Origin of the sequence: Pseudomonas baltica, from assembly GCF_031880315.1 — a bacterium.
Taxonomy (GTDB): domain Bacteria; phylum Pseudomonadota; class Gammaproteobacteria; order Pseudomonadales; family Pseudomonadaceae; genus Aquipseudomonas.
Window position 1 is genome coordinate 1,398,604 of record NZ_CP134771.1, and the last position, 23,605, is coordinate 1,422,208.

Sequence of the window (23,605 nt, forward strand, 5' to 3'; positions counted from 1 at the left end):
ATGAGGCGGTCAGTCCACCATCGGCCAATCCAGCGCCGTACCGCGCTTGAGCGAATGGCGGGCGCGACGCCCCATCAGGCTGTCGAAGTGCTTGGGCGGCAGGCCAAGGCCCGGTCGAATGGCCCGCAGATTGTCGGCACTGAACGCCTCGCCAGCGGCCATATCGCGAACTACATAGAGGGAGCGGCGGTAAACCAGAGACTTCTGCTCGGCAGTCGTCGGGCCGTAATGCACCCGGCCCAACGCCTGCCACGCGCGCTCGGTTTCGACCACCAGGCTGTGCATTTCGGCCGGTTCCAGCGAGAAGCTGGCATCGACGCCGCCGGCTGCTCGGCTCAGGGTGAAGTGTTTTTCTACCACCGTCGCGCCCAACGCTACCGCGGCAACGGCCGCGCCCACGCCCATGGTGTGATCCGACAATCCGACCTCGCACCCAAACAGCTCGCGCAGATGGGGAATCGTGCGCAAGTGGGTATTGAGTGGCTGAGCCGGATAGGTGCTGGTGCACTTGAGCAGCAACAGGTCACGACAGCCCGCTGCCCGCGCCGCACGCACGCTTTCATCCAGCTCGGCGACGCTGGCCATGCCGGTGGAGATGATCATCGGCTTGCCGGTCGCGGCCACCCTCCGTATCAACGGCAAGTCGGTATTCTCGAAGCTGGCGATCTTGTAGGCAGGCACCTCGAGGCTTTCGAGGAAATCCACGGCGGTTTCATCGAACGGCGAGGAAAACGCCAACATGCCGTGGGACTTCGCGCGCGCGAAGATCGGCCCGTGCCATTCCCACGGGGTATGCGCCTGCTGGTACAGCGCGTACAGCGAGGTATCTGCCCACAGGCTGTCCGGGTCGCTGATGCGAAACTCACCTTCGTCCATGTCCAGGGTCATGGTATCGGCGGTGTAGGTCTGCAATTTGAGCGCATGGGCGCCCGCATGCGCGGCGGCGTCGACTATCGCCAGCGCGGTGTCCAGCGACTGGTTATGGTTGCCGCTCATTTCGGCGATGATAAAAGGCGCTGACGCCAGGCCGATATCGCGCGAGCCGATCTTGAAACTGGTCATGGCCGCTCCTTTAATACACAGGTTTTAACTATAAGCCTTGAGGGTAAATGGTTACCCGACCGAGGCCTTCAACTGCCAGGCAGCCCGCCCAAGGCGGCGGCGACCCGCCTTGCGCCTCGACCGTCGACCAGTTGCCGCGAAAGCCGGGCATAGCGCTGGCGCGCTTCAACGTTAGCCAGCAGTTCTCCAATCGCCTCGGCCAATGCCGCCACCGACACCTGCGCGCAGGGCCCCAGATAACGATGCACGCCGGCCGCGGCGAGCGCTTGGGCGTTGTCTTGCTGATTGGCGGCGACGGCCATGCACAGGGTCGGCAAGCCCAGCGCGGCGCGCTCCCAGGTGGTCCCGCCCGCCGCACCGATGAACAGATCGGCAGCGGCCATCAACTGGCCGAAATCGGCGCTGTAGGCCAGCAACTGCCACTGCGGCCGCTGCTCGACCAAGGCCTGCAACTCAGCCCAATGGGGGTTGCTCAGTCCGGCCACAAATGTCACCTGCTGCCCTGCGAACCCCATCAACGCCTGAAGCGCCTTGAGCGTCTGGCCGGCGGCGTCCATACCGCCGAAGTTGACCACCACCCGCTCCACCACTTGGCGCACAGGCCGCGCATCACGTTCGAACTCCTCTCGCAAAAGGGCATACTCCGGGCCCAGCAACGTGCGACAGCGCCCTTCGAGCCAGGGCGCATAACGCTGCGTGCTGGCGTTGAAGTTCTGGTCCAGCAGCAGGTCGACCTCGTGCGCGCGATTGGCAAGGTCGTCGATTGCCATGATCTGCGCCGCCCACAGCCGCGCCGCCACTTCCCAGTGCCGATCGAGGCCGTAATGGTCGACCACGATCCAGTCGAAGCACGTGCCCGGCGGCAGCTGCCCGGCCAGCGCGGCGATGTCCGGCTGCCAAGGCAGCAAGGCTTCGATGTTCGCCGCGTTTCGCGCTTGAGCTCCATCGTCAGGCGCCTCCACCGCCAACCGGTAAACCGGCCAGCCCTGCGCGGCGATCTGCGCGCTCAGGTCACCGGCCAGGCGGCGGCAGGCAAAGCTCACCTGCGCGCCCAAGCCTTGCAGGGCCTTGGCCAGTGTCAGGCAGCGCGCCACATGGCCACTGCCGATGAGCGTCGAGGCGTCGACCCGCATCAACACGTTCACGGCTGCAGTTCGCCGTTGGCCTGCAGGGCCGCGTAGAGATACTCGGCACGGGTCCAGTCTTCGACGGTATCGATATCCTGGACCAAATGCCGGGGCAAAATCAGTGGCAGGCTGAGGTCGGAGAACACCACATCGCCACGCAGCCAGGCCTCGCTGCGGCCCCAGTAGAACTGCCCGGCGTCCTGATAGGCCGGCGCCAGATCCTGCGAACGAACCTGGCCAAACTCGGGGTACAACGCGGTCAACCGGCCAAGCGGATCGAGGGTCAAGGCGCGCTGCACCGGGAACGGAAAGTTGCACACCGAAAACACATAGGACGCCTGGGCATTGGCCTGCAACAGCGCCAGCCCGTCGCGCAGAAACCGGCCCTGCAGCAACGGCGCGGTGGCATAGATGCAACACGCCAGGTCGTGATCATGGCCGCTGTCGCGCAGTGCCCGCAGGGCGTGTTCGATGACTGCCGAGGTACCGGTGAAATGATCCGCCAGCGCCGCCGGACGCCTGAACGGCACCTCGGCCCCCCAGGCGCGGGCAACCTCGGCGATTTCGGCGTCATCGGTACTGACCACCACCTGGTCGAACACGCCGCTGGCCCTTGCCGTACGAATCGAATGGGCGATCATCGGTTCGCCATTGAACAGCTTGATGTTCTTGCGCGGGATACGCTGACTACCACCGCGCGCCGGAATGATCGCCACCGTGCTCACGAACGCCGCTCCAGTTGTTGGCGCAGCTGCTCGACCACTTGATCCTGCTGGTCATCGGTCAGCGCCGGGAACATCGGCAGGCTGATGGCTTGGGTGTAGTAGTGCTCGGCCTCGGGGAAATCCCCGGCGGCAAAACCCTGCTCGCGGTAATAGGGCTGCAGGTGCACCGGAATGTAATGCAGATTGACGCCGATCCCCCCGGCCCGCAGGCCTTCGAACACCTGCCGATGGCTGACCGACAGGCGCTCGGTCTGCAACCGCACCACGTACAGATGCCAGGCCGATTGCGCCTCGGCTTGAGCGCTCGGCAGGGTCAAGGGCAAATCCGCCAGCAGTTGCCCATAGCGCTCGGCCAGATAGCGGCGGCGGGCGATAAAGGCATCGAGTTTGCCTAGTTGCGAGAGCCCCAGCGCGGCCTGGATGTCGGTCATGCGGTAATTGAAGCCCAGCTCGACCTGCTGGTAATACCAAGGGCCGTGGCTGGCTTCGTCCATTTGCTCCGGGTCGCGGGTCATGCCATGGCTGCGCAGGCGCTGCAGCTTGGCGGCCAGTTGCGCGTCGTTGGTGAGGACCATACCGCCCTCCCCCGTGGTGATAATTTTCACCGGGTGAAAACTGAACACCGTCATGGCCGCGAAAGCACCGCAGCCCACCGGCCGGCCAGCGTAGTCGGCGCCCAACGCGTGGGCGGCATCTTCGATGAGGATAAACCCGTAGCGCTCGGCCAACGCGGCGATGGCCTGCATGTCGCAGCTCTGGCCGGCGAAGGCCACCGCCACCACCACCTTGGGCAAGGTCCCTTCCGCTTCGGCCTGCGCCAGTTTGGCCGCCAGCCGATGGGCGTCGAGGTTCCAGGTGTGGGCGTCGATGTCGACGAAATCCACTGAGGCGCCGCAGTACCGGGCGCAGTTGGCCGATGCCAGAAAGGTATTGGGGCTGGTCCACAGGCGGTCGCCCGGGCCCAGACCGGCAGCTAGGCAGGCGATGTGCAAAGCCGCTGTGGCATTGCAGACCGCCACCGCGTGCTGCGCCTGACAGCGCTCGGCCACGGCGGCCTCGAAGCGTGCAAGTGTCGGGCCCTGGGTGAGCCAGTCCGAATGCAGCACCTCGAGCACGGCGTCGATATCCGCCGCGTCCAGGCTCTGCCGGCCGTAAGGGATCATGCCTGCAATTCGCCGTGCAGCCGGGCGATCTGCGCCACGTCGAGGAACTCGCTGTTGGTGTCGGAGCTGTACTCGAAATCCTCCGCCACGGGCGCACCGCGCTCGCCCAACCCGTCGACGGCGAAGTCGAGGTCAGCCTGGGTGAAGCGAATCGACGGCTGGATGGTGTAGTGATCCTTGAACTCCAGCGTCATGCGCGCATCGTCCGTCGGCACCATCAACTCGTGCAGCTTCTCGCCCGGACGAATCCCCACCAGCTGATGAGGCAAGCCGGGCGCCATGGCGCTGGCCAGATCGACGATGCGAATGGACGGAATCTTCGGCACGAAAATCTCGCCGCCATGCATGCGCGCAAAGTTGTCGAGCACGAACTGCACGCCATGGTCGAGGGTGATCCAGAAGCGAGTCATGCGCGCATCGGTGATCGGCAGGTCCTTGGCGCCCTCGGCCACCAGCTTGCTGAAAAACGGTACAACCGAACCACGGGAACCGGCGACGTTGCCATAGCGCACCACCGAGAAACGCGTCTCCTGCGCACCGGCGATATTGTTGGCGGCGACGAACAGTTTGTCCGACAGCAGCTTGGTCGCGCCGTACAGGTTGATCGGGCTGGCGGCCTTGTCGGTGGACAGTGCAATGACCTTCTTGACGCCGTTGTCGATGGCTGCGTTGATGATGTTTTCGGCGCCATTGACGTTGGTACGGATGCACTCGGTGGGGTTGTACTCCGCCGCCGGCACCTGCTTGAGCGCCGCGGCATGGACCACGTAATCGATGCCGCGCATGGCCATGCGCAAGCGCTCAGCGTCGCGCACATCACCAATGAAATAGCGCATGCAGGGCGCGTTGAACACCTGCTGCATTTCATACTGCTTGAGCTCGTCGCGGGAGAACACCACCACCCGGCGTGGCTGATATTGCTCCAGCAGGCGGCGGATGAAGTTGCGCCCGAACGAGCCGGTGCCACCGCTGATGAAAATCGATTTGTCGTTGAACATGGCGTGATCCTCTGCGCGCTGCGGGCTCAGCCCAGCAGCGGCGCCCAGTCGATGGCGGCGGCGTCACCCAAGGCGAACGAGCCGCCGAGCTGGGACAGGTTCTGATTGTAGGCAAGGTCATGGGCAAAATTGCCCGGCCATTTGCGCTGCAGCGAGAACAAAGTCTGCGCCGGTTGCGCGACGCTGCCCGGGTACACGACCTGCACGTAGGGTGTCCACACGATCAACTGGCCGGCCTGGCTGACTTTCAGGCACAGATCGACATCGCTCAAGGCGCTGGCGAACAGATTGTCTTCCAGCCCCCCCACCGACTCGAACAGCGCCTTGCCGATCATCAGGCAGGTGGCCGATACGGCCGAGTAGTTCTGGTCGACGATCAGGCGTTGCAGGTAGCCATGGTCACCGTTGGCGGCACCGCTGAAGGCCGGCAATACGCCTGCGCGTTGGCTGAGGATCAGCCCGGCCTGCGTCACCTGGCCGCTGGCGTCGATCAGCTTGGCGCCGACCACCCCCACTTCCGGGCGCAAGGCATGGTTGAGCAATGACTCGATCCAGTTCGGGTTGACGACCTCGGCAGCGCTGTCGAGCAGCACCAGAAACTCGCCCTGGGCCTGCTGGCTGGCAGCGTTGTACAGCGCCGCCAGGCTGATCGGCTGCTCGCTCTTGAGTACCCGCACGCGCCCGGCAGGCTGGGTGTTGTGGTCCAGCCAATGGAGCATGTCAGGGCCCTGCGAGGCGTTGTCCACCACCAGGACCTCATAGCGGTTGTAGCGGGTGCGCAGGCGCAGGCTTTCAAGCGTGGCCTGCAACTGCGCGAGGTTGTCCTGGCACGGCAGAATCACACTGACCAGTGGCCGCGCGCTATGGCGATAATCGATGCGATAGGTGCCTGGGGACTCGCTGGTCACGGCGGCCTGGTAGCCACGGGTAGTGAGGTGGCGAATCAGCGTCTGGCGCTCGTGAACGTTCTCTTCGAGCGGCACTGCACTGCAGATCAGCAACGGTTCGTCGAGGTGGGCCAGCCAGCCCATGCCGCCGGTCTCGATGATGCGCAGCAGCAAGTCGAACTCCAGCGCCTGGCTGAAGTTGGCCGAGTAGCCGCCTGCCCCGACCAGCACGTCGCGACGGATCAGCCAATGGCGAGCCATGAGCGCCGGCACGCTTTGCAGCAGGTCAAGGTTGAACCCCGGCCGGAACACGGCCTTGAGCGAACCGTCGTGCTGGCGGTGAATTTCGTCGGCGGCTACCGCCCGGCACTCGGGCGCCTTGAGCAGCTCCAGCGCCGCACGGGCCAGGCCAGCGGTAGTGAACTGGTCACCCACCTCGGCCAGGATCAGCCAATCGCAGGACGATTGCCGAGCGATCTGATTGAGCTTGTCGATGTACAGCGCCTTGGTCACCTTGACGAAATGCAAGGTGTTGAGCACGGTCGTCGCCACCGGCGGCTCGCCGGTCGTGAAGACGGTGATCTTGAACGCGGTGTAATGACCTTCGACGAGGCTATCGAGGGTGACCTGCAGCTTCTCCATGTCGTTATCGAGGTCAAGCAGCAAGATGCCGATCTGCGGCGTAGCGGCCTGGCTTTGCAGGTACTGGGTGATCGCCTGGCCCTGCGCGGGCGCCGGGCTGCGCGCCTCGAGCCAGCTCATCAGGCGGCCGGAAGGCATGCTCGCGAAGGTCTCGAGGTTGTCGCGGATGTCCACACTGTGCAGACGCTCGGCCCAGGCTTGAAGCAACTCGCATGCTTCGGTTTCATCCACCTCGCTCAGGCGCAGGACCAGTTGCTCGACCACGCGACGGTTGAACACGCTGTAATCCATGGCCTTCCACAGACGCTCGATGACGGTTTCGGCAACGTCGTTGGCATGTCCCTTGAGCAGCATCTCCTGGCGGGTCCAGACCCCTTCCAGTTGCGCGAGCTGCAGGCGCCCCGCCGGCTTTGCGTGGATCAGAAACTCGATGGCGGTAAGCTGATCGAAAAACGCCTGATTGTAGAACGGCATTTCCACGTATTGGGTAGGTTCGAACAGGCGCTGCGGCGGCTTGAACGCGTCTTTCCAGCGCGATTCGACGATCAGCTCCAAGCCCAACGAACGGCCGCTGCTCAGGCATTCGCTCATCGCATCGAAGCAGTCGAGCACTGCGCCGTGGCGTTGCGCAGGGTCGTGCTCGGCAAAACTTGGCACGTTGGCGAGCCGCTCGGCAAATGCCTCGCGCGCCGCCACCGATGTCTGGTCCGGTCGACGCAGCACGCCGAGCACGTCACTGCCATGCTCGGACTGCAAATAATTGAGCTCGCGTACCACATAGGGAATTGGCAACACCCGCGCCTTGGCGCTGGCCAGCAGCCAGAATACCTGGCTGATTTCCAGCCACTCGAAGCTGATGTCATCTGCAACCTGGGCCAGCCAGTCGCGGATAAGCCCAGTGCGGGTCACTGCGTACAGGGTCGGCAGGTATTGGCCCATGTAGGCCAGTGCACGTGCCCGGCCCGAGTCGTAGGCGTAGTCTTCCTGCACCTTGCGGTCGCGGCGGTAATAGGACACCGCGTCGGCCTGCGCCTGGTACATGAGCGAATAACCGTGGCACAGCCCGTAGTCCGGATGCTGCTCGAGGAATGTCAATGCGCTGGCGAGGCCATCGTGCAAGGCAAAGTCGTCATCTGCCGCAAACACCATGAACGGCGTCTCGACCTGCTGCACGGCATATTTGAGTTTGGCGGCCAGGGCTCGGTAAGAGAATTGCGGGACGTAGTGGTAGTCAGCGTCAGGAAACTGACCGGCGATCTCGGCATTGGACGTGGTCGACGAATCTACTACCAGCACCTGGCAATCGAGCGCGGCGTAGTACTGCAGCGCGCGTCGCACAAAGGCCGGACGATTATGCGTAAGCAGCACGAGCGTAAGCCGCCCATGCAATGCCGGCGAATGTTCGGAGACTGGCAGATTTGGCATGACCTTTCCTTAGACGGACAGACGGCTGTGACGGGACAAAGAGGATTCGACGACTGCCAGTGATACGTCGCGGTCGGGAACCACTGCATCGCAAAGAGCGGATTTATGACGCTATCGGGGGGATTTGCATGAAGCATGCCAGCCACGGCGACGCGTGGCCCGCATGCCGCAAGGGGCTTGCCCCCTTACGGGCCGTCTAGCGGTCAGTCACCCAGCCATGCCGACGCCCAATGCTGGACGTTATCGGCGCGCAGCATGTAGTCGCGCATCACCGTGCGCTTGAGCTCGTCGCCCATGCGGTAGCTGGCCTCGGGATCGGCGAGGTGCATGCGAATCGCCTCCAGCCATTCTGCGGTGGAGTTGGTCAGCACTCGCGTGCACGGCAGATAACCGCCATAGGCCGCGGTGTTGCTGCAGATCACCGGGTAGCCACAGGCGCCGTATTCCAGCAGGCGCAAGTTGCTCTTGCAGTCGTTGAACGGGTGAAACTCCAGCGGTGCCAAGGCCAGGTCCAGGTTGAGACTGGCGAGCTTGGCCGGATAGACACTCAGACCGATCACGCCATGGAATTCATGCACGTAGGGACGCAGGATATCCGGGCACATGCCAAAGAATACCCATTCGACTTCGTCCGCCAGCAGACGCACGACATCGGCAATCAACTCCAGGTCGCCGCGGTGGCTGGTGCCGCCGCCCCAACCCACCCGAGGCTTGCGCGAAGTGCGCCGCTTGCTGTGCAGATTGCTCCATAGGTCGGTCGCCAACATGTTCGGCACCACGCGGATATCCTGATGCATCCCCGCCAGCGCGTCGGCCAGTGGCTCGGTCGACACCACGACCCGGTCACACAGGGCGATCACTTTCTGGATGCTGTCGGCCACCGTGGGCGGCAGATCTCGCGCATGGTCGTTCTTTTTCGGAACGTTGGTGACCAGATCATCGAGTTCGAAGATCAACCGGCTGTTGAAGTAGCGCTTGAAATCGACAGCCTCGCGAATGGCGTTCTCGAAATACCGGCCCTGCAGGATCACCACATCCGGACGCGACCGTTCGATTTGCACCAGCGTCGGGGTTTCATAGGCTACGCGGCTGACAATACGCCCTGCCGCTTCCAATTCCTCGAGCGGCTGCACCACCCGGTAGTGGGCGACGGCCGTGGTGTTTATCGGTAGGCCCAGCACGGTCGGCAATGGCCGATGAGTGAAGGGGTACCAGTCGTTACGTTTGCCGGGTTCAAGGACGAAACTGGCGCCGTCCAGGCTCAGGCTGGGGTTGTAGGCCGGGTCCCGGGCGATAGACGGCAGCCAGCGGTCAAGCAGGTGGCTACCGGCCAATTGCTGAGCCTCGGCCGTGTCGTTGAACGCCTTGCGGGCGCCGATCGCCAGCTGCGCATAAGGCGTCCAGACGGTCAGCAGGCCCTGCTCGGCGATGCGCAGGCACAGGTCCACGTCGTGCCCCAGACTGGCGAAATGGGTGGTATTGAACCCATCCAGCTCATCGAATATCGATTTGCTCACCATCAGGCAGTCGATGCCCACAGCGCTGTAGTTCTGGGTGATCTGCAAACGCTGCATGTACCCCGGCGCGTCGGCCGCAACCGAGAAAAACGGCGTGCCCCAGCCGCCTTTCATCCCCAGCACCAGGCCCGCCTGTTCAATGGCGCCATCCGGGCGAACCAGGCGGGGGCCGACAATGGCCACCTCCGGGCGCTGCGCCAGTTGCACCATCTGCTCAAGCCAGTCCTGCTGGGTCGCCACCAGGTACGGGCTGTAAAACAACACGAACTCACCACGGGCCTGCGCTGCGCCCGCATTGAAGGCTGCCGCAGGGGTCAGGGTCGATGCACAATCGAGCACGCGCAGCTTGTCGCCACCCAATTGCGCCATGCCCGCAAACCAGGCCCGAGCATCGGCCGAGACGCTGGCGTTATTGACCAGCACCACCTCGAAGTGGCCGTAACCGGTATTGCCGAGCAGGCATTCGACACAGCGCTGCACCAACGCGAGCTGATCCTTGCTGACGATCACGATCGACACCAACGGGCGGGTCGGATGCAGGTATTCGATATGGGTGAGCAACACGCCGGCGCCCGACTGCAGCCGATAGTCGATGCCCAGGCGCTGCAGGTGGGCTTCGACCACCGGGGCGTTCTGCTCGACTACCTGCGGCACGGCCAGCCACTGCGCCAGGGAATATTGCGACTCTACCAGCACCTCGGCGACATGCCCGATCGCCAGGCTGCCGGACGACTCGAACAAGCGCCACAACATGTCGATGCCCGCCAGTTCGCCAAAGCACGACTGCAGACCACCGCATGCCAGCACGGCCTGGCGCTGAAACACCAGGTTGCGCCCGACGTAGGGATAGCTGCGCAACATGTCCAGGTTGAAGTCGGGCTTGAACACCGGGTCCCGGGATTCGCCATCGCGCAGCGCACCTTCATCGCTATAGAGGCACTGCAAGTCAGCACTTTGGCTGATGCGTTGAGCGAGCAGAAACAACGCCGGCGCGGTCAAGCGATCGCCGCTGCGCAGCAGGTAGATCCAGTCGGCGCCGTCCAGCTGCGGCAGCAATTGGTTGATCTGGGCGTTGACGTCGTCCTGCAACGGCAGGGTAAAGACTTTTTCCTCCAACTGCGGCGCGACACAGTCGGCGCTCAGCACCAGAATCAGCTCAGGCGGGTAATGTTGTTCGGCCAGGCTGCGCAGGCTGATCTCCACCCCGGCACTGTTACCCAAGGAGTTGACGATCACCGGCACGATGCGCGGACGCTGCGGCCAACTGGCGACCACATCCGGCAACAGCTCCAGGTGGGCCGGGCTCAGTGTCCTGCAGCCGAGCCAATCCTGGTAGAGCTCGGCAAAACTTTCGCTGGCCAAGCCGACATGGAAGGCCTGTTGCCCGACTTTGCGGATCAGCGCATGGTTGAGGCCCAACTCCTCCCATTCACGGGGCGACTGCTCGGCCTGTTCCAGCGGCACATAGCGCACATAGCCTTTTTGCGGCGGCTCGCTGCTGCGCTCTTTGAGCATCTGACCCAACCAGCCACGCTCGCGCTCCATTCCATCAATGATCGATTGGCGCCGACTCAAGCGCTGCGGGTGCAGGCGTTCAACCGTGAGGATGTCGTTGATATACACCATGTTGCCGCGGCCCAGCAGGCAAGCGAACAACGCCAGATCCAGCAATGCCTCGAAACAATGCCCTGGCTGGGTGAGCGCGGGCAGCAATGCCTGCAAATCGACACGACGGAACAACGCGCTGCTGAAGCAACCGAGAAAGTTGGCCGGATACGTATCGAGCATGCCGAGCATGTCCGATCCCAGAAACAGTGCGGTAGTCGGAGCAATGCCCACATTGGCCATGCGTGCGGGCAGGCGGATCTCATCGCGATCGCAGAAATAACGCTGCGCGAGCACCAGGTTGACGTCGGTGTTGTCCAGCATGGCGGCAGCCTGACGGCGCACGCACTCGGTGTACAGACGGTCGTCATCGCAGAGGAACTTGACCAGCTCGCCCTGCGCGTCATCCAGCCCGCGCTGCAGATTGCCCGCCAGGCCCAGGGTTTGCGAGTTGCGGTGGTAGCGGATCGGCACCTGGCTGTTGAGCCCTTGAGCTTCGCAAGCGGCCTGGATTTCACTGCCCTCGCGAATCGTCGCAGACGATCACTTCCAGATGGGGGTAGGTCTGCGCCAGCGCATCCTGCAACGCCATCGCGAAGAAATCCGGATTGGAAGCGGGAATGACGATGCTGATCAGCGGGACTGAAGACACTATGAACGCTCTCACGCGGCAGGCGTCCGGCGACAACGTGACAAGCGCGGACGCTACAGAAGGGATGACCGCGGGGCACCTGCCCCGCGGTTACAGGTAGCGAGTGTAGCTTAGAGCTTGTTGAACAGGCCAAGCTGCGAGATACGGCTGAACGCCAGTTGCGCCGCCGAGAGCATGGTCTGCTGCAAGGTCAAGCGCGTCATGACTTCGGCCGGATCGGAATTGCGGATGGCCGACTGGTTGGTGTCGTTGTTGGTGGTCAGCGTGGTGTTGGTGGTCGACTGTGCATCCACCGCCTGGCCCCGAGCACCAATCGAGCTGAGCGCCGTACTGACCTGATCGCTGCCGGAAGCCAGGTTGCCGATGGCCGATTGCAGCTGAGCGTTGAGCTTCTGGGTCGCCACGGCGTCGCCGTCAGTCGGCGTCATCAGCGCAGTTCTCAGATCGTTCAAGGTGTTGAGAATGTTCTGATTGGTATGGGTATTGGACTGCACCGTGAACTGATCGCCGGTGGCCGGCGTACCGCTGATACTGAACTTGACGCCGGCGAGGGTCACCGAGCCACCCGTGAGTGTCTGGCTGTCGATCGGCTGACTGTTGGCAGTCAAAGGCGACGCATACAACGCCACGGTAGTCGTCGGCGTGGTGCCGGTGACCTTCACCACCGCACCGTTCGCAGGGAACTTGCTGGTGTAGGCAACCGCATCGGCCGCCTGGGTGGCCGCGGACGCAGTCGAATCGGAAGCGCCAGTGATGGCGGAGGTAATCTGCGACGTTGAGGTGTTGGTGCTGACCCGTGCGGTGTTGAAGGTGTCCGGCGTGGCCGCAAAAGTGAAGCTGCGACCGGTCAACACAGTCGAGGCGTCATCACCGGTGGCAAGGTTGACGTTGAGGGTCAGGTCGACACCGCGAAAACTGACGGTCTGATCCGCTGCGGTACTGGCCGACACCACGCCATTGGCCGTCAGTTCCGAGGTCCTGTCTGTACCGGTGTTGTCGGTGATTTTCAGCTGCGTGGCGCTGGTGTAGCTGATGGTATAGGGCGCGCCACTGGTGAACGAAGAGCTGTAGGTAGCGCTGTTCGAGACGATACCGCCCGAGAGCGTGACCTTGCCGTCACTGACGCTCGGCGTGGTGCTGGTACGGGTGGTATTGGTCGCCTGCTCGAAAGCATCCCAACCGGTGGTGTTGGTGGCGATGGACAAGCCTTGGCCGATAGCGACGTTCGTCGAGGTCTGATCGCCGTTATAGCTGTACGAACCATCGGCGTTCACGGTGTAGGGCGGCGTCGATGATTTGGAACCCGAGAACAGATAGTTACCGCTTGCATCCTGGCTGTTCATCAAGCCAAGCACTTGAGACTGGATCTGCGACAGCTCCTCGGCGTTGGCCTGGCGGTCAGCGTCGGTATAGGTGGCGTTGCTGGCCGATAGCGCCAGTTCGCGGGCGCGCTGCAGTGCATTGGTAATACTGGTGAGCGCAGTTTCCGAAGCCGTCATGGTGGTCGTGGCGGCGGTCATGTTGCTCTTGTACTGCGTCAGCATGGAGCTCTGCTGGCCCAGTTGCAGCAGGCGCGCGGCACCGACCGGATCATCGGCGGCGGTATTGACCTTGATGCCGCTGCTGGCCTCTTCGCCGGATGCAACCACGTTGCCGTAGGTGCGGGAATAGTTGGCAGCGCTGGTTTCGTAGTATTGACTGGTGGAAATACGCATACGTCAGCGCTCCTTAAAGGTTGTTGATCAAGGTATCGAACATGGTCTGGGCCGCCTTGATGATCTGCGAAGAGGCGGTGTAGTACTGCTGATACTTGACCAGGTTGGCGGTTTCTTCGTCGAGGTTGACCCCCGATACCGAATCCCGCGAAGTGGTGGCCTGAGTCAATACCGCGGTGGTCGCGGTCACGTCGCTGGTGCCCTGGGCCGCCTTGGCACCGACACTGGATACCAAGGATGCGTTGGCATCGGACAGGCTCACGCCGTTGCCGTCGGCGGTACCGATGGTGGCCTTGGTCTGCAGCGCCAGGGTGGTGATGGCGTTGCGGTTGTCCGAGGAGCCGGCGGCGGTCATCGACACGGTGTAGGTATCGTTGCTGGCTGGGGTGCCCGACACGGTCATCGCAAAGCTGTAGCTTTTGCCGGCAATGGCGGCGCCGCTCGAGTCCAGCAGCGGGATGGTGATGCTCAATGCGTTGTTCTGGCCAGGCACGATGCTGCCAGCGGCGCTGGTGATCTCGGTGCCTGCGGCGGTGTAGACCTTGTAGCTTTGCGTACCGTCGGTGGCCGTCGCCCCGAACACCAGCTTGACCGGCGAGGAATTCTTGATGCCGGCCTGCAGGTCGGCGCTCGAACCGTCGTCGAGCACCGAGCTCAGGGCTGGCTGGGTGACCGAGCCTGAACCACTGTTGCTGGCCCCGGCATTGACGGTCAAGGCACCCGCAGCAGCGAGCGTCTTGGAGTCGGTCATGACCGTGGTAATGGCCGTGGCCGCTGAGCGGGTCGGGGTGATCTTGAAGGTGTCACCGGCCTGCACGCTGGTACCGTTGAGCGACAGCTGAAAGCCGTCGATTTCGGGTTTGTCGGCGGTGCTGTAGCTGCCCATGGCGGTGCCGTCCGGCAGTTTGCTGACGGAGTAGTGGGTCGCGTCGGTGAAGGTCACCTGGTAGTCGTTGGCCGTCAGTTTGCTGGTGTCGCTGATGCTGACGTTGAAGTTGCTGGAACCCTTGTTCGTCGTGGCGCCGATACTGCGCTGGGTCACTTGCGCATCGCTGTTGATGTCACTGTAAAGGGCGCTGCCGAAGTTGCCGTAGCTGTCGACGCCTTGTGCCAGTTGGCTATTGACCGTGTCGGCCATGGTCAGGGCGATACGCCCCAGCTCGTTGGTGGCAGGCGTCAGCACGTCGGAACGATAACGCAGCAGACCGCCGATGCTGCCGCCGCTGATCACCGAGGTGACGTCGGTGCTGTATTGCGAATAGTTGAGCTGCAGGCTCATCTGCGTCGCATCGGTGGTGCTCGGTACGGTCGTCAGCGTGTTGACCGTGCTGCCGCTGACCAGGGTCTGGCCATTGCCGATGTAGACATCGTAGCTGCCGTTGTTGTCGATGACCTTGGCGCCCACCAGCTCGTTGAGCTGGCGCACGGCTTCGTTGCGCGAGTCGAGCAGGCTGTTGGGGCTGCCGCCGTTGTTCGCCTGAGTGATCTGGGTGTTGAGCTTGGCAATGCTGGCCGCGAGGTCGTTGACCTTGCTGGCGGTGCTGGCGAGCTGGCTGTTGACGTCGGTGTTCTGAGCAGCCAATTGCGAGGCGACCGAGTTGAACCGAGCCGTCAACGCTTTCGCGGAGGTCAGCAACGAGGCACGCGACGAGGCATCGTTGGCAGTGGTCGACACGGCCTGCAACTGAGTAAAGAACGACGCCAGGGTGGTGGAGATGCCGGTGCTGTCATCCGACAGCAGGGCGTCGGTGCTCGACGCCTGGGTCGAGTACGCAGTGGCATCGGCCGCCAGGGCGGTGGTGGTCTGTACCTGGGTATCGAGGAAGCTGTTGTAGATGCGACGAACATCGGACAGCGTCGTACCAGTACCAATGTAGCCTACGCCGATATTCTGCAGGGCGGACGACGTGGTCACCGTTTGTTGGCGCGAATAGCCGTCAGTATCAACGTTGGCAATGTTGTTACTGATGGTGTTCAGCGCTGCGGTGTTGGCATTGAGCGACGAGAGCCCGATGTTGATCAGCGACATGGTTCAGCCCTTATAAAGTCGTGGAGGAACTACCCATTGCGTAGTTCTGGTAGCTCTTCATCTGCTTGGCAATCTGGGAAATCTTCGAGGCATAGTCCGGGTCGGTGGCGTAGCCGGCTTTCTGCAGCTCTTTTACAAACTGTTCCGGGTTATCGGCCGCATTCACCACACCTTTATAGCGATCGTTGTTCTGCAACAGGCTGACCAGATCGTGGAAACTGTCGGCATACGAGGAGTACGAGCGGAACTGCGCCGTTTCCTTGACCATCGCGCCATTGCGGAACTCGCTGGTGATCGCCCGCGCTTGCTCGCCCTGCCAGTTGCCGGACGCCTTGATGCCGAACAGGTTGTGGCTGCTGGTGCCGTCTTCGGCACGCATCACCGATTTGCCGAAGCCGGTTTCCAGCGCGGCCTGGGCCACCAGGATCTTGGGATCGACGCCGATACGTGCTGCGGCTTCTTGCGCCATCGGCAGCATGGTGTCGATAAATTCGTCACGCGAGGCGAACGCACTTTTGCCAGGCGCCAACGGAATCTGCACGCGGCGGGTTTCCTGCGCCTTGATGATCGGCAAGGTCGGATCCTGGGTCCAGTCGCCGTTGCCGCCATCGGTGCCGGTGGCGTCGCTGGTGCTGGCGACTGCAGCGGTGGCTGTGGCGACCTGGCTCCGGCCCGCCAGCAGGACGTTGGAATGTGCCGTGCCTTCAGGGTGCAACCGGTTACGGCTGGCGTCGGTGGTGCCATCGCCGGAAGCCGACGGGACGATGCCCGCCAGCAAGCGATCGGACAGTTTGCTCGGCAACGACAGGCGCCGCTCGTTGAGCTTGGCCATGAGGTTGGCGCCGCTGACCGAGGTGCTGGCAGTGCTGTCGGCGGCGCTGCTGTGCACCGCCCCCAGGGGCGTGCCGTTGCTGCCAGGACGCTGGAACGGGTTGTTGCCAGCGCTGTGGCCCACGTCCTTGGTCTTCGACAATTGCCGCATCAGCACGTCCTGCAGGCCGATGCCGCCCTGGCGCGACATGGTCACGGCGAGCTGCTGGTCGTACATGGACTGGTACTGTTTGACGGTCTCGGTGTTGAGCGGGTTGTCCTTGGCCAGCACATCGTTGGCGGAACGCATGGACTTGAGCATCTCGCCGACGAACAGCGACTCGAATTCCTGAGCGACCTTCTTGAGGTTGGCGTCGCTGTCGCGATCGCCAATCTTGAGGTTGTTCAGACGATTGAGGTCGGTGTAGGCGCCGCTATCGGCAGGGGCGGAAACTCCCCCTTTAGGCATGTCCATGGTCGCTTACCTCAAATGACGATCAGGTCGGCCTGCAAGGCGCCGGCCTGTTTCAAGGCTTCAAGAATGGCCATCAGGTCGCTGGGCGCTGCGCCCACCTGATTCACCGCCCGTACGATCTCGTCCAGGGTCGTGCCCGGGCCGAACTTGAACATCGGTTTGGCTTCCTGCTGGGCACTGACCTTGGAGCGCGGCACGACAGCCGTGGTGCCGTTGGACAAGGCGCCAGGCTGGCTGACGATCGGGTCTTCGGTGATGGTCACGGTCAGGCTGCCGTGCGTGACCGCAGCGGGCGAAACCTTGACGTTCTGGCCGATCACGATAGTACCGGTGCGCGAGTTGATGATGACTTTGGCGACCGCCTGACCAGGATCGATCTCGAGGTTCTCGAGCACCGACAGGTAGTCGACCCGCTGGTTGGGATCGAGCGGCGCAGTGACGCGCACCGAACCGCCATCGATGGCCTGAGCCACGCCAGGGCCGAGCATGTTGTTGATGGTGTCAACGATATGCTTGGCGGTGGTGAAGTCGGAGCGGTTGAGGTTCAAGGTCAGGCTGTTGCCCTGGTTGAAACCGCTCGGTACCGAACGCTCGACCGTGGCACCGCCAGGAATCCGCCCCGACGACGGCACGTTGACGGTGATCTTCGAACCATCGCGGCCTTCGGCGTCGAAGCCGCCCACCACCAGGTTGCCCTGAGCGACGGCGTAGACGTTGCCGTCGATCCCCTTGAGCGGAGTCATCAACAGGCTGCCGCCGCGCAGGCTCTTGGAGTTACCGATGGACGACACGGTAATGTCGATGGCCTGACCGGGTTTGGAGAACGCCGGCAGATCGGCAAAGATCGACACCGCCGCGACGTTTTTCAGCTGCACGGTGCCCGAGCCCGACGGCACCTTGATGCCGAACTGGGCGAGCATGTTGTTGAACGTCTGCAGGGTGAACGGCGTTTGCGTGGTCTGGTCACCCGTACCATCGAGCCCCACCACCAGACCGTAGCCGATCAACTGGTTGGTACGTACGCCCGAAATGCTGGCGATGTCCTTCAGGCGTTCGGCTTGAACGCTGAAGGCCATGGACAACAACATCGTCGCCGCAATCAGGTGTTTGAGTTTGAGCATGGTCAGGCGCACTCAGAAGGGCCAATACGGGCTAAGGAAGAAGCGATCCAGCCATCCAGTCTGGCTCGCGTCGGCAAAGGAGCCGGTTCCCGAGTACGTGATCCGCGCATCGGCTACCCGATTCGACGACACTGTATTGTCGGTTGCTATGTCATCTGCACGGATCATGCCAGCGATTCGCACGAGTTCTTCACCGGTGTTCAGGGTCATCCATTTCTCGCCGCGCACGGCCAGGATGCCGTTGGGCAAGACGTCGGCAACGGTCACCGTGACCGAGCCGGTCAGGCTGTTGCCCTGCGCTGCCTGGCTGTTGCCGTTGGTGGCGCGGTCGCCGCTGTAGCCGGCATTGAGGTTGGCGTCGCCCGAATGCACACCGCTGCCGAACAGCGAAGTGATACCCATGGTGGTGGCGCTGGTCTTGGCGATCTTGGAGTTCGCCGTTTTACTGGCGGCGGTCTTCTCGTTCAGGGTGATGGTGATGATGTCACCGATCCGGAACGCCTTGCGGTCGCCGTACATGTTCTGCTCGAACCCGGCCTGGTAGATCGAGCCGTTGTTGGCCGCTGCCGGCAATGGTGTGCGTGGCAACACCGGGGCGTAGTACGGGTCGTTTGGCTTGGGCTGAGGGCCCATGCAGCCAGCGAGCAAAGTGATTCCACTCAAGGCGATGACGGTAACGAACAAACGACTCATGACTTTCGACCTCACGGTGTAACAGGCGCCTGGGCGCCAACAGACGGACAGTGGTTTGAACAGATTGACTAACGCCTTACAGGTTCTGCGTGACGTACTGCAGCATGGAGTCGGCGGTGGAGATCACTTTGGAGTTCATCTCGTAGGCACGCTGGGTGGTGATCATGTTCACCAGTTCTTCCACGGTGCTGACGTTGGAGTTTTCCAGGGTGTTCTGCAGCGTCGTGCCCAGGCCATTGAGGCCAGGCGTACCGGCTTGCGGTGCACCACTGGAAGCGGTTTCCAGGTACAAGTTGCTTCCTATGGACTGCAAACCGCCCGGGTTGACGAAGTCGGCGATCTGCAGGTTGCCGATGACCTGAGCGGCGGCGCTGCCAGGCACGGTGACCGACACGGTGCCGTCGGTGCCGACGGTGAAGGTCTGGGCATCGCTAGGCACGACGATGGCCGGGTTCAACGCCATGCCGCTGGAAGTGACGATCTGGCCAGTGGAATCCAGGTGGAAGGTGCCGTCGCGGGTGTAGGCGGTGGTGCCGTCCGGCTGGGTGATCTGGAAGAAACCGTGACCGTTGACGGCCAGGTCCAGCGGCTGATCGGTGGTTTGCAGGGAACCTGCGGTGAAGTTCTTCTGCGTGCCGACGATGCGCACACCGGTACCGACCTGCAGGCCCGATGGCAGCTCGGTGTCTGCGGTGGACTGAGCGCCTGGCTGGCGTTTGATCTGGTACAGCAGATCCTGGAATTCGGCGCGATCACGTTTGAAGCCCGTGGTCGATACGTTGGCCAGGTTGTTGGAAATGGTAGTGAGGTTCAAGTCCTGGGCTTGAAGGCCGGTCTTGCTGACCCAAAGTGCTGGAAGCATGGTATTCGTCTCCTCGGGCGCCGGTTCGTCGGCGCGGGTTTCAGATAATTCTTAAGATTGCAAAACGCGGGCCATGGCCTGGTCATCTTCCTTGGCCGTGGACATCATTTTGATGTGCATTTCAAATTGCTTCGAAAGCTCCAGCACCGACGTCATCTCTTCCACGGCGTTGACGTTGCTCGCCTCCAGAAAGCCGGACGTCACTTGCACGTCGGCATTCACCGGGGCAGCCTTGCCGTCAGCGGTATGGATCAGGCCATCGACACCCTTGGTCATGTTCTTGAGGTCGGGTTTGACCAGCTTGATGCGGTCTACCTGCGCCAAGGCCTGAGGCGACTGCCCCATGCCGCGGACGCTGATGGTGCCGTCGCTGCCGATCTCGATCTTCTCATCCGGCGGCACCGCAATCGGCCCGCCGTTGCCCATGACCGGCAAGCCGCTGCCGGTGCGCAACACGCCCAGGGCATCGATGTTGAGGCTCGCCGAGCGGGTATAGGCTTCCTTGCCATCCGGGGTCTGCACCGCGATCCAGCCATCACCGCCACTGCCGCTGACGGCAATGTCGAGGTCACGGCCTGTTTCGATCATGGCGCCGGGCTGAAAATCGGTCGCCGGGCGCTCGGTCATGGCATAGGCGCGCGAGGGAAAGGTGTCGCCGAATACCGGCATCGAACGCGCCTGCTCCAGATCGCGCTGGAAGCCATTGGTGGAAACGTTGGCCAGGTTGTTGGCGTGCACCTTCTGCGCGAGCGCGTTCTGGCTGGCGCCGGTCATGGCTACATAAAGTAATTTGTCCACACTGTATCTCCGGTGACGGGCGACTGCCGGTTAGCGAATCGATAACAGTGCTAGAGCAATTAGTGGGCCAACTTTGAAAAGACCGCTACAAGCCTTGATTTAGAAGGATTGCGCATTGGAGCGAGGGAATGGTGAGCTGTATCAAGACGGAAATACGGCGCCCTGTTGCCAGGAGCGGCAAACTACCGCCGTCGGTTTTTTTGACGCGTTATACGAGGCAGTGCAAATCCCATTGCGGGAGCGACCGGGGTCGCTCCCGCAGGGTTTTCAGAGCGGGTCGATTACACCGACTGGATCAGCGTCTGCATGATGGTGCTTTGAGTCGAGATAGTCTTGGCGTTCGCCTGATAGTTGCTTTGTTCCTTGATCAGGTTGACCAGCTCCGAGGTCAGGTCGACGTTGGAGTCTTCCAGCGCGTTGGACTGGATGCTGCCCAAGGTCCCGGTTTCCGGCGTACCGATGACCGGCACGCCCGACGCGTACGACTCTTTCCACTTGGTGCCGCCGATCGGCGTCAGGCCCTGGACGTTGGCGAAGTTGGCGATTGCCACCTGGCCGATGGTCTTGCTCTGGCCGTTGGTGAAGGTGGCGAACAGCGAACCGGAGGAGTCCACGCTCAGGCTCGACAGCTCGCCGGTGGCGTAGCCGTCTTGCGTCTTGGCGGTAACGGCCGACGTCGCGTTGTACTGGGTGACGGAGGTCATGTCCAGGGTGATAGCCGCTGACGCAGTCGAACCGTTGCTGACCCAAGTACCGGCGGCATTCTGCGTGGCAGGGCTCCAGTTAGCCAGGCTGAACACACCGTTGACCACGCTCAGGCCAGCCGCGGCAGGCGAAACCGGCGTGGTGATGTTGGCGGTATCCAACGCACCCGAGGACGTGAAGCTGATCGGGTTGACCAGCGGATCGGTACCAGTGGTGGTATTGGTCGGGTCGGTCGGGTTGCGACCATCGACCGTGGTGTACATGGTCCAGTTGTTGCTGGAATCCTTGGCGAAATACTGGTTCAGCTGGTGCGAGTTACCCTGGCTGTCGAAGATTTCGGTGTTGTAGGTAAAGTTGTAGCTGTTGACGTTAGTGGCGTCGAACGGGGTCACGGTCGGCGTCGCCGCGCTGGAGTTGAGGTTCAGCGTCTCGGACATGGTCGACGTGGGCTTGGGGCTGAGGTTCGAGGTATCAATCTTCAGATTGCTGAGCACACCCGTCTGCAGGGTGCCGTTGGCATCCACCGAGTAGCCTTGCAGGTTGGCGCCCGAGCTGTCGACGATGTAGCCCGACTTGTCGCTGGAAAACGCACCGGCACGGGTGTAGACCTTGGTGCCGTTGTCGCTCATGGTAAAGAAACCGTCACCGTTGATGGCCAGGTCGAGGCTCTGGTCGGTGGTGCTGATGTTGCCCTGGTTGAACAACTGTGCCACTGATTGGGTCTGCACGCCGCTGCCGACGGTGGTGCTACCTGCCGTGGCCTTGATCGAGGCGGCATACTGGTCGGCGAATTCCGTGCGCGACGCCTTGAAGCCAGTGGTGGCGACGTTGGCGATGTTGTTGCCTGTTACATCCAGCGCTTTGTTGGCTGCCGCCAGACCGCTGAGACCGATATTGAAAGACATGCTGCTACTCCTGCGGCGGTGAGCCGGCCGTTAATTGGCGATCGTCTGGACTTTCGAGAGGGCCACGCTGCTGCCCCCAGCGAGATTAAGGGTCATTTCACCACCACTGGTGGTTGCCATGGTCACACTGCTGACCGTGGCAGGCAGGTACGTCGTTGCAGCCGTAGCGACACCATCGAGGGTCGTCGTGGCCTTGAAGCTGTAGTTACCGGCAGGCTCGGCAACACCCGAGGAGTTGAGGCCATCCCAGGTAAAGGCGGAGTTGCCGGTGGACTGGACACCCAGATCGATGGTATCGACCAGGCTGCCGGTGCTGTCGTACACACCCACGGTCGTCGCGGTGCTGGCACCGGTGACGGCCACCGTACCGGTGATGCCCTTGGTGGGATCGAGCACGGCCGTGTCGCTTGCCACGACCACCGAGCGACCGACCAGCGAGGAGGCTTGCAGCGCCTGCGACGATTGGTAGGTGGTGGCCAGGCTGTCGACCGTGGTGTTGAGGTTCTGCATGCTTTCAAGGCTGCTGAACTGGGCCATCTGCGACACGAACTGAGTGTTGTCCGTAGGGCTGAGCGGGTCCTGATTCTTGAGCTGGGTGACCAGCAATTGCAGGAACGCATCTTTGCCCAACGCGCTGCCGGCGGTGCCGGTAGACGGGTCGGTGGTGCTGGTAGTCGCTTGGTACTGGGCCAGTGCGGCGGCGCCAGTTGCCGTGGTTGAAGTCGTCGTCATGCTTTTGCGCCCCTATCACTGACCGAGGGTCAGGACCTTCTGCATCATGGTTTTCGCGGTGTTCATAATGTCCGCATTGGTCTGGAAGGAGCGGCTGGCGGAAATCATGTCCGCCATCTCTTCAACCACGTTCACGTTCGGGTAATACACATAGCCATCCTTGTTGGCGGCCGGCGAGCTGGGCTCGTAGCGCGCTTCCAGGTTGCTCTGATCTTCGACCACACCCGATACCTGCACACCGGCGCCCGACGAGTCGGAGTCGGCGAACAGCGAACCGCTGTCGCCGTTGCCCTGAGCGTTCTGGAACATGGTGGCGAATACGGGGTGGCGCGCACGGTAGGTCTTGTCGATGCTCGACGAGACGGTCTCGGCGTTGGCGATGTTACTGGCGACGGTATTCAGGCGAGTGGTCTGAGCACTCATGCCAGTACCGGCAATGTTGAAAACGCTGGCTAGAGACATGGCTTAATCCCCGCGCAGGGCCGAGATCAGCCCTTTGAATTTACTGTTTAACAAAGTGAAGCTGGCCTGAAAGTCCACCGAGTTCTGCGCGTAGTTCGATTGCTCGATCTGCGAGTCGACGGTGTTCTGGTCCAGCGACGGTTGAGTCGAAATGCGGTACATCAGCGCCGGATCGCCACCACTGTTGACGCCGGAAGCGTCGATATGACGGGCGTCGGTGGTTTCCAGGCTGAAGGCGCCATTGCTGGTGGTATCGCTCTGCTGCTTGAGGACAGCGGCGAAGTCCAGATCCCGAGCCTTGTAGTTCGGGGTATCGGCGTTGGCGATGTTGTTGGCCAGGACCTCGGCGCGCTGGGCCCTGAACTTCAATGCCTGTTCGCTGATGCCGAGCGCTTTGTCGAAACTGATGCTCATGTCTGAAACCCTTCGCGGCAGAGCTGATTCTCTTGTCAGAGATATAGCAATGCCTGTGCCAACTTTCATAAAGTCTGGAAA

At 62.4% G+C, this 23,605-nt stretch carries 17 protein-coding genes and 1 pseudogene; all 18 read right to left on the bottom strand.

Features of this window, described 5'->3' with window-relative positions:
- Nucleotides 1-9: 9 nt before the first annotated feature.
- The 18 genes and pseudogenes from pseI to flgB all read right to left on the bottom strand — a co-directional run bounded on the left by pseI (nucleotide 10) and on the right by flgB (nucleotide 23,524).
- Nucleotides 10-1,062 (bottom strand): pseudaminic acid synthase, encoded by a 1,053-nt coding sequence (gene pseI, locus REH34_RS06085; protein ID WP_226505762.1) that lies wholly within the window; start codon nucleotides 1,060-1,062, stop codon nucleotides 10-12.
- Nucleotides 1,063-1,130: 68 nt separating this feature from the next.
- Nucleotides 1,131-2,207, bottom strand: coding sequence for a UDP-2,4-diacetamido-2,4,6-trideoxy-beta-L-altropyranose hydrolase (gene pseG, locus REH34_RS06090; RefSeq protein WP_311971094.1), 1,077 nt, complete (start codon nucleotides 2,205-2,207; stop codon nucleotides 1,131-1,133).
- Entirely contained in the window at nucleotides 2,204-2,914 is a 711-nt protein-coding gene (gene pseF / locus REH34_RS06095; RefSeq protein WP_311971095.1) for a pseudaminic acid cytidylyltransferase, read from the bottom strand. The genes pseG and pseF overlap by 4 nt, the downstream gene beginning before the upstream one ends.
- The gene (gene pseC / locus REH34_RS06100) at nucleotides 2,911-4,077 is read right to left on the bottom strand and encodes a UDP-4-amino-4,6-dideoxy-N-acetyl-beta-L-altrosamine transaminase (RefSeq protein WP_226505765.1); all 1,167 of its coding nucleotides are present in this window, start codon (nucleotides 4,075-4,077) and stop codon (nucleotides 2,911-2,913) included. Before pseC ends, pseF begins: the two co-directional genes overlap by 4 nt.
- Nucleotides 4,074-5,075, bottom strand: coding sequence for a UDP-N-acetylglucosamine 4,6-dehydratase (inverting) (gene pseB / locus REH34_RS06105; protein WP_311971096.1), 1,002 nt, complete (start codon nucleotides 5,073-5,075; stop codon nucleotides 4,074-4,076). The genes pseC and pseB overlap by 4 nt, the downstream gene beginning before the upstream one ends.
- A gap of 26 nt (nucleotides 5,076-5,101) precedes the next feature.
- Nucleotides 5,102-8,029, bottom strand: a complete 2,928-nt coding sequence (locus tag REH34_RS06110) for a TIGR00180 family glycosyltransferase (RefSeq protein ID WP_311971097.1) — start codon at nucleotides 8,027-8,029, stop codon at nucleotides 5,102-5,104.
- Nucleotides 8,030-8,232: 203 nt separating this feature from the next.
- A pseudogene (locus tag REH34_RS06115) lies at nucleotides 8,233-11,803 on the bottom strand (glycosyltransferase).
- A gap of 110 nt (nucleotides 11,804-11,913) precedes the next feature.
- The gene (locus tag REH34_RS06120; RefSeq protein ID WP_311971098.1) at nucleotides 11,914-13,518 is read right to left on the bottom strand and encodes a flagellar hook-associated protein 3; all 1,605 of its coding nucleotides are present in this window, start codon (nucleotides 13,516-13,518) and stop codon (nucleotides 11,914-11,916) included.
- A 13-nt stretch (nucleotides 13,519-13,531) separates the two neighbouring features.
- Nucleotides 13,532-15,547, bottom strand: coding sequence for a flagellar hook-associated protein FlgK (gene flgK / locus REH34_RS06125; RefSeq protein ID WP_311971099.1), 2,016 nt, complete (start codon nucleotides 15,545-15,547; stop codon nucleotides 13,532-13,534).
- A gap of 10 nt (nucleotides 15,548-15,557) precedes the next feature.
- Entirely contained in the window at nucleotides 15,558-16,832 is a 1,275-nt protein-coding gene (gene flgJ / locus REH34_RS06130; protein WP_311971100.1) for a flagellar assembly peptidoglycan hydrolase FlgJ, read from the bottom strand.
- An 11-nt stretch (nucleotides 16,833-16,843) separates the two neighbouring features.
- Entirely contained in the window at nucleotides 16,844-17,953 is a 1,110-nt protein-coding gene (locus REH34_RS06135; protein WP_311971101.1) for a flagellar basal body P-ring protein FlgI, read from the bottom strand.
- A 12-nt stretch (nucleotides 17,954-17,965) separates the two neighbouring features.
- Nucleotides 17,966-18,646, bottom strand: coding sequence for a flagellar basal body L-ring protein FlgH (gene flgH, locus REH34_RS06140; RefSeq protein WP_226505773.1), 681 nt, complete (start codon nucleotides 18,644-18,646; stop codon nucleotides 17,966-17,968).
- 76 nt (nucleotides 18,647-18,722) lie between these two features.
- Complete coding sequence (flgG, locus tag REH34_RS06145) at nucleotides 18,723-19,508, bottom strand: flagellar basal-body rod protein FlgG (protein WP_311971102.1); 786 nt, start codon at nucleotides 19,506-19,508, stop codon at nucleotides 18,723-18,725.
- Nucleotides 19,509-19,559: 51 nt separating this feature from the next.
- A complete protein-coding gene (locus REH34_RS06150) occupies nucleotides 19,560-20,306 on the bottom strand; it encodes a flagellar basal body rod protein FlgF (protein WP_226505775.1) in 747 nt (248 codons plus the stop codon).
- Nucleotides 20,307-20,587: 281 nt separating this feature from the next.
- On the bottom strand, nucleotides 20,588-21,916 hold the full coding sequence (flgE, locus tag REH34_RS06155) for a flagellar hook protein FlgE (RefSeq protein ID WP_311971103.1): 1,329 nt from the start codon (nucleotides 21,914-21,916) through the stop codon (nucleotides 20,588-20,590).
- 30 nt (nucleotides 21,917-21,946) lie between these two features.
- Nucleotides 21,947-22,648: a flagellar hook assembly protein FlgD gene (locus tag REH34_RS06160; RefSeq protein ID WP_311971104.1), complete on the bottom strand. Its 702-nt coding sequence runs from the start codon at nucleotides 22,646-22,648 to the stop codon at nucleotides 21,947-21,949.
- Nucleotides 22,649-22,663: 15 nt separating this feature from the next.
- Nucleotides 22,664-23,110 (bottom strand): flagellar basal body rod protein FlgC, encoded by a 447-nt coding sequence (flgC, locus tag REH34_RS06165; RefSeq protein ID WP_311971105.1) that lies wholly within the window; start codon nucleotides 23,108-23,110, stop codon nucleotides 22,664-22,666.
- A gap of 3 nt (nucleotides 23,111-23,113) precedes the next feature.
- Entirely contained in the window at nucleotides 23,114-23,524 is a 411-nt protein-coding gene (flgB, locus tag REH34_RS06170; protein WP_226505779.1) for a flagellar basal body rod protein FlgB, read from the bottom strand.
- Nucleotides 23,525-23,605 lie beyond the last annotated feature (81 nt).